Origin of the sequence: Planomicrobium sp. CPCC 101079, from assembly GCF_007859275.1 — a bacterium.
GTDB lineage: Bacteria > Bacillota > Bacilli > Bacillales_A > Planococcaceae > Planococcus.
In genome coordinates this window covers 165,912-181,412 of the sequence record NZ_VOHC01000031.1, presented here as the reverse complement: position 1 = coordinate 181,412, position 15,501 = coordinate 165,912, and the positions used below count along the sequence as shown (strand labels likewise).

Sequence of the window (15,501 nt, the reverse complement as noted above, 5' to 3'; positions counted from 1 at the left end):
CGCCAATAATAGGAGATGTTATAGGTTCTTTTTATGGCATACAAAGAAGCGCAAAACGGCTATTTAGGCAGCATTTACTGTTATTCATAAACCAGCCGGGAATTGTCCGCGTGTTCGGTTTTCCGTCAGCGGATATAATCTGGAGAGTATAAATGTTGAAGCGGTCATTATAGAATTGTTAAGAAAACGAGGAATAGGAAGAATGTTATTGTGTTTGCGGCTGCTGAATTAGAAGTTTAGGAATTCGCAAAAGGGCAATGGAGAGGGGAAGAGAGCATACAACAGGAGGTAGAGACATGTCAGGTAAAGAAGAGGAATTCGTTATTTATATGCCGGTATTTGAAGAAGAAGAGGAAGGCAAATTTCAAGTGAAGGAAAATGAACTTAGAAAAGCTTTTCCGATTTCCTTGGATAAAATCAATGATTTAGTTCAAGGCATGCCAAATTATAGTCTGGACACGATTGAACTTCATATTACCGGTGTGGCAAAGTCTGGACCAATCACAGAGCTGTTTATTGGAGCGGAAGGAGAAGCGGGCATGAAGCTTGTTTTGAACAAGAAGAAAACCGCTGATCAATAAAAAAAGCGCTCAAAGGGCGCTTTTTTTCGTTTCTTCTTTTAATAAGCCAAATCGATCTAAAAACTCTTCTACGGTTCTTTCATAAGCATGCGGATCGGCGTTGAAGGATTGGGCATGGGCACCCTCTTCAAAAAACTTTAACATTTTTGGTTCCGACTTTAATTCATATAACTCCTGCGTCATTTTTGGAAGTACAAACTCGTCGTGGGTGCTATGGATGAACAAGACAGGGCTTTTGATTTGTTGGACCGCCTCGCGCGGCGAAACGGTACGGATTGAATAGCCGTCCCGCAGCTTTAAAAATACGCTGATTAGTTTTAAACTGATGGCGGTTGGGAGTTTAGTCTTTGTTTTCATGACATGAAGGATTTGTTCGGAGATGTCTGAGTAAGCACAGTCGGATATATAGAAAGCGGCGCTGTCTTCCATTCCGGCATATAAAATCGTAGTAGCCGCTCCCATCGATTCGCCGTGGATGCCAAAAACCAAGTGGGGGCCAACGTGCAATTTTAACGCTTGGACAATTGCCTGCAAGTCCATTTTTTCATAATGGCCGAAACTTGTCGTCTTGCCTCCCGAATCACCATGGCGCCGGTGGTCATAGACGACAGAGTTGAAGCCTAGACGTTCGAACATGCGGGCATATTTGAAGGAATTAACTTTGTTTTCCGTGACTCCGTGGCAAATAATGGCGTAACGATTGGTGGCGTGCGGTTCAAGGAAGATCGCTTTGATCGAATATCCGTTCGCCGATTCGATCCAGCGCTCACTTTTTTTCACATTGGCGTACCAATATTCGTCGTAGCGTTTTGCCGTTGTTTCTCTCTCCAATATCAAATTCTCATCTTTTTTCTTCAAATACATTAGTTGATTGGATATGGCAAAACCAGAAACCGTTGTCAATGCAGTCAGACTTGAGAAAATTCCGGTAAACCAGAGCATTCGCTTTGCCATAAACAGCACTCCCTATAAGCGATTTTTATATAGCGTGTACATACCCGTATTAATGGAATTTGATACATACGGCTCGATTTTTTTTATGGCTTCACATAACTTGTCGAGATCAATCCCCGTTTCAATACCCATACGATGCAGCATATTGACAACATCTTCTGTAGCCACGTTCCCAGTGGCACCAGGTGCAAACGGACAACCGCCAAGGCCGCCGGCTGAGCTGTCGAAACGGCTGATGCCAGCTTGCAAAGCAGCGAAAATATTAGCGATCGCCATTTTTCGTGTATCGTGGAAATGGGCAGTCATCAGCACATCGGGAAACGCATCCACCAATTTATGGAACAGATTGTAACTTTCTATTGGCGAAGCCATGCCGATCGTATCTGCTACGCTCAACTCGTCGACATCCCATTCGGCGAATTGACGGCACAGAGCCATTGTGTCCTCTGGCTTGATGGCACCTTCAAAGGGACAGTAAAATGCAGTGGAAATGCAAGCGCGGACAAATAAGCCATCTTGTTTTAAATTGAGAATAAGCGGTTTCAAAGTTTCCATGCTTTCCGCTGTTGTTTTATTGATGTTCTTTTTGTTGAACGAGTTGGAGACACCGACAAAAACTGCCACCGCTCTTGCTCCGGCATCAAGTGCGGAAGCGATGCCTTTGTCGTTAGGCGCCAAGACAAACTGGCGTCCGATTTTCGGGATAGCGCTTACAATTTCTTTTGCGTCAGCCATTTGTGGCACCCATTTTGGGGACACAAACGAAGTCAGCTCCATTTCTTCGATTCCCGCTTGCTGCAGCGCAGTGATGAATTCTATTTTGCTTTCAGTGGAAACCGGTTTAGCTTCATTTTGCAGGCCATCACGCGGCCCTACCTCGATAATCGTCACTTTGTTTGGTAAACTGAACATAATATCCCCCCTAGTTCTATTGTATAGAGCAGAGGGATAAAAGAGCAAATCGCAACTCATTATTAACTGATGAAAACATCAGAATCAGGCGTCTTGAGTGTTAAAATCATCAAAAGGCGACTAAAAAGGGAGGGAAGTTTATGGCAAAGAAAAAAGAAGAAAACAACAGCAATCTGCCCCAGGACATACTGGCGAAATTGCAGGAAACAAAAAACGCGATGTTGAAAGAAGAACAAAAGCAGGCAGAAGAAAAACAGGCACGAGAATTGTTCGAGCGCAAAGAACGGGAAAAGAATTTATCGTTTGCAGAGCTTTTGGAGCGGCACGGTGATAAAGGTAATAAATATTAACATAGATGGTCTTTTTAAGGTTATACAAAAACTCCGCTGGCAAAGTCAGTGGAGTTTGTTTTTTATAATCATCAGTGAGTTATTGGCTCTCGCAAGATTCGATTCCGGGCAAGTTGCATCTGCTTTAAAACTGGAATGGTGTGATATTTGCCAGGTAGCCAATTATGTTTTGAAATCGCTCGGTAAATTGGCAAAGGAGAAGAATATAATTTTGCAGCTTTCTGCGTTGCAGCGATACAGGTATTTGGCGAGCGGGATGAACTCACTCAGTTGAAGGCGGCAAGGTCAAAATCGGAATGAGAAAAACAATAACAGCAAACTGCAGTAAGTTCCATTGTCATTAGCAGAAAATGGAATCGGTTTGTCAAAGGAAGAACAAGAAAAGATTTTTGATCTTTTCTACCGAGCGGGTAAAGCAAGGGCGAGGAAAGTAGGAGGGCATGGCCTTTCCATCGCGAAGGCGATAGTCGATGCCCACAAAGGAGAAATCAAAGCAGAAAGCAATTTAAATCAAGGAACCATCTTTTTTATTGGGCTTCCTGTTTTCGAGTTGGATGGAAAAGCAAACTGATAAAAGTGAATTTTAATGAAAGCATGGACGGCCGGCTTCAGGCATCTGTGCTTTCTTTTGGTTGATTTTAAAGAAGGCGGAACATAAAGAAATAACAAAAAAACAAGTATTTAAAAAATTCTTTTAATTGGTTATTGATTTATTTTGAAAGCGCTTTTATAATAACCCTAATAACATTTGTTACGATTAAGAACAAATGTAAAGAAGAGGAGGGGCAAACGTGTGGGGATGGGTAATCGCTATATTCGCTGGCGTTTGGCTTTTACAGCTATTATTAACCAGAGTCCAAATGAAAAATTACCAAGAAACGATTAAAAAATTGAGCAACCGGTCGTCAGGTTATTTAGGAGTCGGCATTCAGAAACAGAAATTGGGTATCGGTGCAATCGCCATTTTGGTGACTGATACAGATGGAAAAATCGTAGAAAGCCAAATTATGAAAGGGGTTACAGTGTTTAGCCGATTCCAAGCATTCCATCAATGGGATGGAATGGCATTGGAAGAAGTGAAAGAACGCCTCAAAGATGATTCTCTTGATGCTGCTTTCTTGATGGCAATAGAAAAGATTGAAAATCAAATGGAAAAGAAGACAAACTTAGCTTTTTAAGGAGGAAGAAATATGGATTTTTTAGTCAAGTTGGCGGAAGGTTTCATCGGAATGTTCCAACAAGGGGGCGAAACATTTGTTGGTTTGGTCACTGGAATTATCCCATTGCTTATCGTTTTGATTACTGCGATCAACGCCCTTATTCGAATTGTTGGTGAAGAGCGCATTGATAGGCTGGCACGGAAAAGCACCAAAAACATCATTCTTCGCTATACGCTTTTCCCGGTTTTAGCAGTATTTTTCTTAACAAACCCGATGGCATACACATTCGGCAAGTTTCTTCCTGAAAAGCAGAAACCCGCATTTTATGATTCGGCAGTTTCATTTGTACACCCGATCACTGGTTTGTTCCCACACGCCAATCCGGCAGAACTATTTGTTTACTTAGGAGTTTCCGCTGGAATCACGACGCTCGGCCTGTCGCTTGGGCCATTGGCAATTCGTTTCTTCCTGGTCGGCGTGATTGTCATTTTGATCCGTGGCATTGTAACAGAAATTATTACCACAAGAATGATGAAGGCTAAAGGTTTGGAACTGTAAACAGACAGTACTGTGTTCATAAAAGGGGAGGCTCAAATAATGGAAGCTGTTCAAGGATCGACTAACTATAAAGCGGTTACCATCACAAAAGGACGTGGTGGATGGGGCGGGCCGTTAACTATCAGACCGAATAATGTGCAAAAATACATCGTATCAGTGACAGGCGGCGGGATTCATCCTGTCGCACAAGAAATTGCGTCGTTGACCGGCGCTGAAGCAGTAGATGGATTTAAAGGATCATATGAAAAAGAGTCCATGGCCTGCGTTATTATCGATTGCGGCGGTACTGCACGCTGCGGCGTATACCCAAAAATGGGTGTATTGACCGTAAACATCAATGCCACTTCACCTTCGGGACCGTTGATGAAATTTATCAACGAAGAAAATTTCGTGTCTGGAGTTGGAGTAGCGGATATTCGAGTCACAGACCATACGTTTGAAAATTCCAATGCGGTGAAAGAAGCTGTAGATGAAGTGGAAGATCCGAGTATCCACGAGCAAAACCGGACACCTCAAGAAATAAAAGAAGAAGCAAAACGCAAAGCGGCAGCTTATCAGCCGCAAAAAAAGCAGAACATTGTTGAAAGAGTCGGCCGCGGTGCCGGGAAAATAGTTGGTATTTTTTATCAGGCCGGCCGTGAAACCATTGATCAAGTTATTAAAAACATTCTGCCGTTCATGGCGTTTGTCAGTATGTTGATCGGGATTATCTTGTATACAGGCATTGGCGATGTAATTGCGAATTTTGTCACACCGCTTGCAGGCAATATTTTCGGGCTGTTGATCTTATCGGTCATCTGCGCTATCCCGATCCTCTCCCCATTGCTTGGGCCAGGAGCTGTAATTGCGCAAGTTGTCGGTGTTCTTGTCGGGGTGGAAATCGGCCGTGGAAATATTCCTCCTGAGCTTGCCTTGCCGGCACTATTTGCGATAAACCCTCAAGTTGGCGCTGACTTTGTGCCGGTAGGGTTGACGTTAGGTGAAGCAAAACCAGAAACAATTGAAGTCGGGGTGCCAGCTGTTCTGATATCCCGTTTGATAACTGGACCATTAGCAGTAGTAATCGCTTATTTATTCAGTTTTGGTATGTATAACTAATAAGGAGGCAGACAGGTGAGGGATGTTATGACGAAAAAATATGAATCAAAAATAGTGGAAATTGGTGAAGAAGTAGAACTTTTTGCTGAGGAAAGCATGCTGATCATTTTTAATGACACAGTACCTGAGGCATTGAGAATGATTGGTGTGATCCATGAAAAATCGGATCTTCTCGGAGAAGTGGAAGTTGGAGATGTATTAGAAATCAGTGGAGAAAGCTACGATATTCTTTTTGTCGGCAGCAAAGTGAACGACACACTCAAAGAAATCGGGCATTGCACGATTGTGTTTAACGGAGAAAAAACAGCAGAACTTCCCGGGACCATGTGTGTAGAAAAGAAACCGATGCCTACATTGACAATGAATTCCGAAATTCGCATCGTAAAATACTAACAACAAAGGGGATAATTTAATGCTAGGAATCAATAGAAAGCTAGAAGAACTGGAAAATCAAGGCGTAACCATTAAAGTCGGCTTAGTCGGCGCCGGACAAATGGGAAGAGGCATGATTTCCCAAATTGAAAATATGGCGGGTATGCGAGTGGTTGTAACTGCGGATATCCAAATTGACAACGTAAAAAACGCTTATATTAAATCCGGGGTTTCTGCATCAGATGTAGTCGAAACGAACAACAACGACGATGCAGTGGAAGCGATCCAATCAGGCAAAGTGGTAGCGACGACTGACGCGCAATTGGTGACTTCGTTATCAGAAGTTGACGTTATTGTCGATGCTACTGGAGTTCCGAATATTGGAGCCAAAATTGCATGGGATGCTATTTTGAACAAAAAACATATCGTTATGCTTAACGTTGAAGCTGACGTAACAGTGGGTCCTTTGCTTAAGAAAATGGCCGATGCAAGCGGCGTGGTTTATACAGGTACTGCAGGAGATGAGCCAGGGGCAATTATGGAGCTTTACGACTTTGCGGATGCACTCGGTTTTGAAGTGGTCGCGCTTGGTAAAGGGAAAAACAATCCGTTGAATCAAAATGCCAATCCGGATACAGCAGCAGAAGAAGCTGCAAGAAAAGGAGCCAGCCCGAAAATGCTCGCTTCGTTCCAAGATGGCACAAAGACCATGGTCGAAATGACTGCGGTGGCAAACGCAACTGGATTTTTGCCGGACAAGCCAGGAATGAACGGATTCGTAAGCGATGTAAAAGGCCTGCCGGAAATCTTCAAGCTGAAAGAAGACGGCGGACAAGTGAACAATAAAAAAATCGTCGAATACATCAACGGAGTTGCGCCGGGAGTCTTTGCTATCATTGCTTCTGAAAAAGAAGAGGTCAATCACGAAATGCAATACCTCAGCATGGGCGAAGGTCCGAACTATGTGCTCTACCGTCCATATCACCTGACAAGCTTGGAAACGCCAATTTCAATTGCACGTGCTTATTTTTACAATGAAGCAACAATTGCGCCGTGGAAAGGGCTCCAAGCAGAAACAGTAACTGTGGCGAAAATCGATTTGAATGAAGGCGATTCCCTCGACGGAATCGGAGGTTTCACGGTTTACGGTTCAATCCTTTCTGCTGAAGATGCCGTTCAGCAAAATGCGCTTCCATTAGGTTTGGTTGACCGCAACGTCCAATTGAAACGCTCGATTAAAAAAGGCGAAATCATCACTTATGACGACGTTATCCAAACAGTCGATTCCACTATCTGGCGTTTGCGCCGCATGCAAGACGAAACGTTCAAAACGAACGCCGGTAAAGAAGTCGCTGTGAAAGCATAATTTCCAATCCGACAGATAAATGGTACATTTTAAGAGCTAGAAGTGTATCAAACATCTAAACGGGGAGATGTTGTATCATGAAAGTAAAGAAAATGGAAGCTGGCTTGTATTGTCTTCATTGCCATGAAGAAGTGGACCACGAAATAACGTATATCAACGACCAGATAAAAAGCATCCGCTGCCTGGAATGCAACAAAACAAAAGAACTTAAAATCGATGTAAAAAAAGAATTGTATAGAGAAATATACGAGCGAATATCAACAAAACCCACGCGGATGACTGAAGAATACCAAAAAGATCTCAGTCATTTGTTGTTTTCGCTCCCGGTTAGAGTCATTAAAAAACCTTATCATGTTCTAAAAGATGTGAATAGCACTCGTAAAGTGATTCAGAATTACAAAAAAAAAGAATAGCATTTCTTGAGTATTCGTTGTCATAGGCCAAGCTTCTTTATCAGTTGTTGAAGAAGCGGGCCTTTTGGAGAAAATGACGAATGCCCTTTCGTATTGCCGGACGTTTACATATGTTAACGTCCGGAACAAATGTAAATAGGAGGAAGTACTATGACTCAAAAAGTTAATTTACCCTCTCGAGTAGATAAAAAAGATTTGGTGGATTTATACAAGCAAATGTGGCAAATCAGGTTTTTTGAAGAGAAAGTGGATGAATTTTTTGCCAAAGGCATGATTCACGGAACAACTCACTTAGCAGTTGGGCAAGAAGCGTCTGCGGTCGGAGCTATTGCGGTACTGGAAGACCGCGATAAGATTACGAGCACACACCGTGGCCATGGCCACTGCATCGCCAAGGGAGCAGAAGTTAACGGAATGATGGCTGAATTGTTCGGTCGGACAACCGGCTACTGCAAAGGCAAAGGCGGCTCGATGCACATCGCGGATGTTGAGAAAGGAAATCTCGGGGCAAATGGTATTGTCGGGGGCGGTTTTGCCATTGCAACGGGAGCGGCTTTGACTTCGCAAATGAAAAAAGACGGGTTTGTTGTCCTTTGCTTTTTTGGCGACGGGGCTTCAAACGAAGGAAGTTTTCATGAAGCGCTCAACTTGGCTTCTATATGGAAGCTTCCAGTGGTCTTTATCTGCGAAAACAACCAATACGGCATGTCGGGGCCGGCAAAAGAAATGATGAACATTGAGAACGTGGCACAGCGTGGGGAAAGCTACGGCATTCCTGGGAAAGTGGTTGACGGCAATGATATTTTTGATGTTATGAATGGTGTTGGCGAAGCGGTTGAACGGGCACGCAATGGTGAAGGGCCATCAATTGTTGAAGCAAAAACTTACCGCTGGAAAGGCCATTCAAAAAGTGACGCGAAAAAGTACCGTACCCGGGAAGAAGAAAAGGAATGGCGCCTAAAAGATCCGATTGAGCGGATGCGATTGGTTTTGGTTCAAGAAGGATTATTGACTGAAGAAGCGGCTGAAAAAATTAAAGCTGATGCAAAAGAAGAAGTTGAAGCATCGGTGGATTTCGCTGCCAATAGCCCCCACCCAAGCTTAGACGATTTAATGGAAGACATCTACGCCTAAAAGGAAGCGAAGGAGGCCAATAGTAATGAGGGAAATAACTTATTTAGAAGCGGTTAGAGAAGCGATGAGCCAGGAAATGCGGCAAAACGAAGACGTTTTCATTCTAGGGGAAGATATCGGCGTCTACGGCGGAGCATTCGGCGTTACCCGGGGGATGATTGAAGAATTTGGTCCAGAGCGGATTCGCAATACCCCGATATCAGAAGCGGCTATTTCAGGGACTGCAGTCGGAGCTGCATTAACCGGCATGCGTCCGATATTGGAGCTTCAATTTTCCGATTTTATTACAATTGCAATGGACAATATGGTAAATCAGGCAGCCAAAATCCGTTATATGTATGGCGGCAAGGGGAAAGTGCCGATGGTGCTGCGGACGCCTGCAGGGTCAGGGACCGGCGCGGCTGCCCAGCATTCTCAAAGCCTGGAAGCTTGGATGACTCATATTCCGGGACTGAAAGTGGTACAGCCGTCGACAGCTTATGACGCAAAAGGGCTTTTAAAAGCGGCTATTGACGATGATAACCCAGTCATTTTTTATGAACACAAACTTTGCTATAAGACCAAATCCGACGTTCCCGAAGAACCTTATTCCATTCCATTAGGAAAAGCGGACATTAAACGGGAAGGCAAGGATGTCACAATTGTAGCGACCGCTATCATGGTCCATAAATCGCTGGAAGCTGCAGTGGAACTTGAAAAAGAGGGAATCAGCGTCGAAGTAATCGATCCTCGGACCCTTGTCCCTTTAGATACAGAAACAATTATCAATTCTGTGAAAAAGACGAGCCGGCTGGTTGTCGTTCACGAAGCGGTAAAACGCGGCGGGTTCGGTGGGGAAATCGCCAGTGTGATTGCAGAGAGCGAAGCTTTCGATTATTTGGACGCACCGATCAAACGGCTCGGAGGCAAGGCCGTTCCGATTCCTTACAATCCGGAACTTGAAAAAGCAGCTATCCCAGGAGTGGAAGATATTATTGGCGCAGTCAAAGAAACGGTAAACCGTTCGTAGGGAGGAGCAACGAAAAGATGGCCAAAGAAATCTTTATGCCCAAACTAAGCAGCACGATGCAAGTCGGAACACTCTTGCAATGGTTTAAGAATGAAGGGGATACGGTGGAAGTCGGGGATGCTTTGTTCGAAATCATGACAGATAAAATCAATATTGAAGTGGAAGCATACGAGGAAGGCATTCTCTTGAAAAAATATTACGAAGAAGATGATGAAGTCCCCATCAACCATGTTGTCGGCTATATCGGAAAAGCGGACGAAAAAGTGCCCGATTCTCCTCCTGGCGAGGCGGGAGGAGCGGGATCAGATTCCCAGGATACCCAGGATGAAGATGAAGAAGATGTATTTGACACTACTCCTGAAGAGCGAAGCGAACCTTCATCCCAATCATCCACAGAATCGGCAGCATCATCAGAAAAACCGCGTGCTACTCCGGCAGCCCGCCGAGTAGCTAAGGAAAAGGCTGTTTCACTTACGGAGATTGAAGGTTCTGGGCCAAAAGGGCGCATACAGCAGGGAGATGTGATGGCTTTTGCTACTTCAAATGCTGCTCCAAAAGCTACGCCGCTCGCTAAAAAAGTTGCTGAGGCTGAAGGCATCCGATTGCAAGATGTGAAAGGAAGCGGCTCCCAAGGCAAAATTTACCGTGCGGATGTCGAAGAGGCGGGACAGCCAGTTTCTTCACCAGCGGCTGCAGCCGGCAAGCGCGTGAAAATGGAAGGCATCCGAAAAGTTGTAGCTGAGCGGATGCTGAAAAGCAAAACGTCGGCCCCTCATGTTACCTTAACAAGCGAAATTGACATGACAGAAGTTGTCGGCATGCGAAAACAACTTCTGGGCAGTATTGAAAAGCAGACAGGGCTCCGCCTTTCTTATACAGAAATCATTGTTAAAGCTGCGGCGCATTCCTTAAAGCGCCATAAAAACATCAACGTTTCGCTGGAAGGCAATGAAATCGTCTTTAATGATGCTATCAATATTGGCTTGGCAGTGGCGGTGGAAAATGGCTTGTTGGTACCTGTAGTAAAAAATGCCGACCAAAAAGGGCTCGCGGCAATCACAGAAGAATGCAAAGCCCTAGGCAAAGCGGCACGGGAAAGCAAGTTAAAACCGGATGCAATGTCTGGAGGGACATTTACAATCAGTAATTTAGGCATGTATGCAATTGATGCCTTTACTCCAGTGATCAATCAGCCGGAATCTGCAATACTCGGAGTCGGACGAATAAACGAAAAGCCGGTTGGCGTTAACGGAGCGATTGTACTGCGCCCGATGATGACTGTCAGCTTGTCATTTGATCACCGGGTAATAGACGGTGCACCGGCCGCAGCATTCCTGACTGAACTAAAAAACATTCTCGAACAACCGTATGAATTATTAACTTAAGGAGTAGATGTCATTGAATAACTATGACGTGGCAGTTATTGGCGGAGGCCCAGGCGGTTACGTGGCGGCAATCAGAGCAGCGAAACTTGGAAAGAAAGTTGCACTTGTTGAAGCACGGGAACTGGGAGGGACATGTTTGAATCGTGGCTGTATTCCTTCAAAAACGTTATTACGCCACGCTGAAATTATTGAAGATATTGAAAGGGCAAAAAGCTGGGGGATTGAAACGGGATCATTAACTTTTTCTCTTTCAAAAATGCTCGCAAGAAAAGATGAAGTCATACAAACGCTGCGAAATGGAATCGCTTATTTAATGAAAAAAGGCAAAATTGATGTTTATAATGGCTTTGGAAAAGTCCAGCGGGATCAGACGGTTTCGATACAGTTGGAAAACAAGGAAGAAACCATTCGAGGCGAAAAAATCATATTGGCCACTGGATCCAAGCCCATCATCCCTCCTATCCCCGGTCTTGACCAAGCATCTTATTACACCAGTGACACAATTTTCGATATCACAGAAATTCCAGCGTCTATGGTAATTGTCGGTGGAGGAATAATTGGTGTAGAATTGGCATGCATTTTTTCAAGTTTGAATGTGCCGGTCACTGTTGTCGAAATGGGCGATCGTATTGTTCCGAATGAAGATATAGATGCTTCAAAACTTCTTGCAAAAGAATTGAAAAAGAAAAAAATCACCTTGTTGACCAGTACAAAAGTAATGAGCGTCGAAAAACAGGAAAACCATCAGGTAGTGAATGTGGAAACAAAAGACGGTAAAAAAGATGTGCTGGAAGCAGAAGCTATCCTGCTGTCAGTTGGAAGAGCACCAAATACTTCTGCCTTTGCAGACTTGGATCTTGATATGAATGGGCCATTTGTAAAAGTAGATGATCAAATGCAGACCAATCTCCCATCCATTTTGGCAATAGGCGATTTAGTGGGCGGATGGCAATTGGCGCATGTCGCCAGCGCAGAAGGTCTTGTAGCAGCTGCCAATGCGGCAGGTGAAAAGGAAAAGATAGACTATAACGTAATACCGCGCTGCGTTTATACCAGCCCGGAAATTGCCAGTGTCGGATTGACTGAAGAAGAAGCGAAAGAGAAAAACCTGTCCTATAAAGTGGTGAGAATTGACCATGCAGGAAACGGAAAAGCTTTGACCCGTGGTGAAAAAGAAGGATTTACTAAGCTGATTGCCGGCACACAATACGGAGAAATTCTTGGAGTTACAATGGTCGGTTCACACGTTACGGAAATGATAGCGGAGCCATCAGCTTTTATCCATCTAGAAGGAACAGTTGAAGAGCTTTCCACTATGGTACATGCCCATCCGACTGTTTCTGAAAGTGTTTACGAGGCGGCAGCATCATGGCTTGACAAGGGAGTTCATCATTAAAATTTGGATTAATGTTCTGCCAGTCCCCATAAAAGATGGTAGAATTTAGTCAGGTATAAAATTTATGTTTTAAATATGGGGAAATAATCGATAAGGGGTATTTCTCACTTTAAGAAATTTTGATGAGAAGGTGTCACAATGATCGATTGGGAAGAACGCAGGCAAATCGTAAAAGTATCAAAGCTCTATTATTTTGATGGACAAACACAGGCGGAAATCGCTAAGAAAATTGGCGTTTCCCGCCCAGTGATTTCCAAACTGCTCAATAAAGCCAGAGATATCGGCATAGTTGAAATCTACATTAAAGATGAAAGCGCTCACACTGTAGAATTAGAGCATCGACTGGAGAAAAAATACAATCTTAAAGAAGCGATTGTAATTCCGACTGCCGATATGACAAAAGAAATGGTCAAACAGGCATTAGGCAAAGCGGCTTCTGTTTATGTTTCAAAAAACTTGCAGGGCATAAAGTCTCTTGGCCTTTCATGGGGGAGCACGCTTTCAAAATTCGTCCAAGAGTATCCGTATGAACAGCACCGGGAATTAAAGATTATTCCGCTTGTAGGAGGAATGGGAAGAAAGCTAGTCGAAATTCATTCAAACTTGCTGGCGTATCAACTGGCACAGAAAATGAATTCAAATTGTTCATATCTTTATGCACCTGCTATGGTTGGATCGTATGAATTGAAACAGCGCTTGATCCAATCAGAAGATATCGCGATGGTGTTAGAAGAAGGACGCAATGTTGAAATGGCTGTAGTGGGAATTGGAAATCCATTCGAAGGCTCCACCATGACAACGATGGATTATCTCACTGAAAGAGATTTGGAATCTTTGCAGGACGCGGGAGCTGCAGGAGATATTGGCTCACGTTTCTTCGACGCGGCAGGAAAACAAATCCAACACCCGTTAAATGATTTAGTGATCGGCCTGGACTTGAACGAATTCAAGAACATTCCAGAAGTGATTGGCATTGTCGAAGGGACCCATAAAGCGGACAGTGTAAAAGCTGCACTCTCCGGAGGCTATCTTGATGTTTTAGTTATAGATGATGCAACGGCAGAATTGATGCTTCAGAAATAGAATCGTATAAAACATGTAAAGAAGGGCAGAAAGCTGACAGACGCTTTCTGCCTTTTTATGTTTAGACGGGGCAGTAATTTATTTTTAAAAAATAATAAATTAACTTGTATTTAAGTAAAAAAAAAGACATGATTAAAGAAAATAAAAAGTAATGAATTTAAGTAATTATTTGGTATTTAAACGATATAAAAGACTTTGTGTTTCATTTGAAAATATCAGGAGGCCCTCAATGACTCAAATAAAGGACTTGGAATACAAAGTCCAAGAGCTTTTAAATCTTTTAGAAGCTTTCAAACAATTAAATTCGAATATTGAGATAGACGAAGTCTTTCAAAATATTCTGTTGCAGATGGTTCAAGTAATCGGTGCAGAAGCCGGCACGCTTTGGGTAGTAAACAGTGACAAGCAAAATGTTGAAGCAGTGGCAGCCTACGGCCCTACTTCTTCAGCGATTCTTAACATCAAATTGGCTAAAAAGGAAGGCATTGTAGGCAAGGTTATAGAAACCGGGCAGGCAGAACTGATAGAAAATGTGGCAGAGCATGCCGATTGGGCAAATCGGGTAGATGTGTCAAGCGGTTTTGTGACAAAATCGATGATTACAGTCCCATTGAAGGTTAAAGGGACCGTGCTTGGTGCCTTGCAGCTGCTGAACAAGAAAACTGTTGCATTCTTCTCGGAGCAAGATATTACTCTTGCACTTGCACTTGCCAGCCAATCAGCCCTCGCTCTACATAATAGCCAAATGTATGACGAACTTTACCGGATGTTTTTAAGCATGATCCGGACATTAGCCAAAGTTTTGGATGCCCGTGATCCTTACACCGCAGGCCATTCAGAAAGAGTGGCGAAGTATTCTCTATGGATTGCGAAAAAGCTTGGCATGGCAGGAGGGGCAAGCGATGAATTATATAAAGCCGCTTTGCTCCATGATATTGGCAAAATCGGGATACCTGATGACATATTGCGAAAACCGAGCGGCCTAACAAAAATAGAATATGAAACGATTAAACAGCACACAATTATTGGAGCGGACATCTTATCAAATATGGAGCCAAAATCCGCACTCGTCCATGCGATTCAAACAGCCCGCTCCCATCACGAGCGGCTTGATGGTACAGGTTATCCAGATCAGTTAAAAGGTGAAGAAATACCTTGGTTCGCAAGAATTGTTGGAGTGGCAGATGCCTTTGATGCGATGACGACGGCGCGTTCCTATAGCAAAGGGATGTCATTTAAGGACGGGGCTGCGGAATTGCTTCGTTGCCGCAATATTCTATTCGATGCAAACATTGTGGATGCATTTGTAGCAATCTTGGAAGAGTGCAGTTACCAAGTAGATAAATATGAGGCGGGGAATGGAGAAAGCAACTTTTATGGATCAGTTTAGTTATTTGTTAATCGGCCACCTGATCGGTGATTTCCTTTTGCAAACAGGATGGATGGCTAAATATAAAGCAACGAAATGGGGGCCGCTCCTTGCACATGTAACTGTTTATACCGTTATTGTGGCACTGGCCGGGCTTTTATCAGGAGGGTTATCAGCAGCTGGGCTTGGAGTCATTTTCATCGGTCATGTTATTCTAGACCGAAAAAAATTCGTCGTATTTTGGGTGAGGAACATCCAAATGGCAAAAGGTCCAGAACAAGCGTGGTTGGCGATTATGGCCGATCAGATTTTTCATATCATCTTATTGGCAATAGCCATTGAAATTTCATAGAGGTGGAAA

Annotated in this window: 18 protein-coding genes; 16 read left to right on the top strand and 2 right to left on the bottom strand. The window is 43.7% G+C overall.

Going from position 1 to position 15,501, the window contains the following annotated elements; genetic code table 11:
- The first annotated feature begins 296 nt into the window (after nucleotides 1-296).
- A complete protein-coding gene (locus FQV28_RS17215; protein ID WP_146497745.1) occupies nucleotides 297-581 on the top strand; it encodes a hypothetical protein in 285 nt (94 codons plus the stop codon).
- 9 nt (nucleotides 582-590) lie between these two features.
- Here FQV28_RS17215 and FQV28_RS17210 read toward each other — a convergent pair whose 3' ends face one another.
- The gene (locus tag FQV28_RS17210; RefSeq protein WP_146497744.1) at nucleotides 591-1,535 is read right to left on the bottom strand and encodes an alpha/beta hydrolase; all 945 of its coding nucleotides are present in this window, start codon (nucleotides 1,533-1,535) and stop codon (nucleotides 591-593) included.
- 12 nt (nucleotides 1,536-1,547) lie between these two features.
- Nucleotides 1,548-2,447: a hydroxymethylglutaryl-CoA lyase gene (locus FQV28_RS17205; protein ID WP_146497743.1), complete on the bottom strand. Its 900-nt coding sequence runs from the start codon at nucleotides 2,445-2,447 to the stop codon at nucleotides 1,548-1,550.
- 140 nt (nucleotides 2,448-2,587) lie between these two features.
- Between FQV28_RS17205 and FQV28_RS17200 the strand changes: the two genes are divergently transcribed.
- From FQV28_RS17200 to FQV28_RS17130, 15 genes are all read left to right on the top strand, one after another.
- Nucleotides 2,588-2,797 (top strand): YqkE family protein, encoded by a 210-nt coding sequence (locus FQV28_RS17200; RefSeq protein ID WP_146497742.1) that lies wholly within the window; start codon nucleotides 2,588-2,590, stop codon nucleotides 2,795-2,797.
- 334 nt (nucleotides 2,798-3,131) lie between these two features.
- Complete coding sequence (locus FQV28_RS17195) at nucleotides 3,132-3,368, top strand: ATP-binding protein (RefSeq protein WP_146497741.1); 237 nt, start codon at nucleotides 3,132-3,134, stop codon at nucleotides 3,366-3,368.
- 220 nt (nucleotides 3,369-3,588) lie between these two features.
- Entirely contained in the window at nucleotides 3,589-3,975 is a 387-nt protein-coding gene (locus FQV28_RS17190; RefSeq protein WP_146497740.1) for a transcriptional regulator GutM, read from the top strand.
- Between the two features lie 12 nt (nucleotides 3,976-3,987).
- The gene (srlA, locus tag FQV28_RS17185) at nucleotides 3,988-4,515 is read left to right on the top strand and encodes a PTS glucitol/sorbitol transporter subunit IIC (protein WP_146497739.1); all 528 of its coding nucleotides are present in this window, start codon (nucleotides 3,988-3,990) and stop codon (nucleotides 4,513-4,515) included.
- Nucleotides 4,516-4,554: 39 nt separating this feature from the next.
- Nucleotides 4,555-5,613 (top strand): PTS glucitol/sorbitol transporter subunit IIB, encoded by a 1,059-nt coding sequence (srlE, locus tag FQV28_RS17180; protein WP_146497738.1) that lies wholly within the window; start codon nucleotides 4,555-4,557, stop codon nucleotides 5,611-5,613.
- A gap of 15 nt (nucleotides 5,614-5,628) precedes the next feature.
- A complete protein-coding gene (locus FQV28_RS17175; protein WP_255472994.1) occupies nucleotides 5,629-6,006 on the top strand; it encodes a PTS glucitol/sorbitol transporter subunit IIA in 378 nt (125 codons plus the stop codon).
- 19 nt (nucleotides 6,007-6,025) lie between these two features.
- Entirely contained in the window at nucleotides 6,026-7,351 is a 1,326-nt protein-coding gene (locus FQV28_RS17170; protein ID WP_146497737.1) for an NAD(P)H-dependent oxidoreductase, read from the top strand.
- A 77-nt stretch (nucleotides 7,352-7,428) separates the two neighbouring features.
- Nucleotides 7,429-7,764: a bh protein gene (locus FQV28_RS17165; protein WP_146497736.1), complete on the top strand. Its 336-nt coding sequence runs from the start codon at nucleotides 7,429-7,431 to the stop codon at nucleotides 7,762-7,764.
- A 150-nt stretch (nucleotides 7,765-7,914) separates the two neighbouring features.
- Nucleotides 7,915-8,898 carry a thiamine pyrophosphate-dependent dehydrogenase E1 component subunit alpha gene (locus tag FQV28_RS17160; RefSeq protein ID WP_146497735.1) on the top strand — a complete coding sequence of 328 codons (984 nt, stop codon included), beginning with the start codon at nucleotides 7,915-7,917 and terminating at the stop codon, nucleotides 8,896-8,898.
- Between the two features lie 25 nt (nucleotides 8,899-8,923).
- On the top strand, nucleotides 8,924-9,907 hold the full coding sequence (locus tag FQV28_RS17155; RefSeq protein WP_146497734.1) for an alpha-ketoacid dehydrogenase subunit beta: 984 nt from the start codon (nucleotides 8,924-8,926) through the stop codon (nucleotides 9,905-9,907).
- Nucleotides 9,908-9,924: 17 nt separating this feature from the next.
- On the top strand, nucleotides 9,925-11,292 hold the full coding sequence (locus FQV28_RS17150; RefSeq protein ID WP_146497733.1) for a dihydrolipoamide acetyltransferase family protein: 1,368 nt from the start codon (nucleotides 9,925-9,927) through the stop codon (nucleotides 11,290-11,292).
- Nucleotides 11,293-11,299: 7 nt separating this feature from the next.
- Nucleotides 11,300-12,688, top strand: a complete 1,389-nt coding sequence (gene lpdA, locus FQV28_RS17145) for a dihydrolipoyl dehydrogenase (RefSeq protein ID WP_146497732.1) — start codon at nucleotides 11,300-11,302, stop codon at nucleotides 12,686-12,688.
- A 138-nt stretch (nucleotides 12,689-12,826) separates the two neighbouring features.
- A complete protein-coding gene (locus FQV28_RS17140; protein ID WP_146497731.1) occupies nucleotides 12,827-13,771 on the top strand; it encodes a sugar-binding transcriptional regulator in 945 nt (314 codons plus the stop codon).
- 229 nt (nucleotides 13,772-14,000) lie between these two features.
- The gene (locus tag FQV28_RS17135) at nucleotides 14,001-15,161 is read left to right on the top strand and encodes a GAF and HD-GYP domain-containing protein (protein WP_146497730.1); all 1,161 of its coding nucleotides are present in this window, start codon (nucleotides 14,001-14,003) and stop codon (nucleotides 15,159-15,161) included.
- A complete protein-coding gene (locus tag FQV28_RS17130; RefSeq protein WP_255472992.1) occupies nucleotides 15,130-15,492 on the top strand; it encodes a DUF3307 domain-containing protein in 363 nt (120 codons plus the stop codon). The genes FQV28_RS17135 and FQV28_RS17130 overlap by 32 nt, the downstream gene beginning before the upstream one ends.
- The last annotated feature ends 9 nt before the right edge of the window (nucleotides 15,493-15,501 follow it).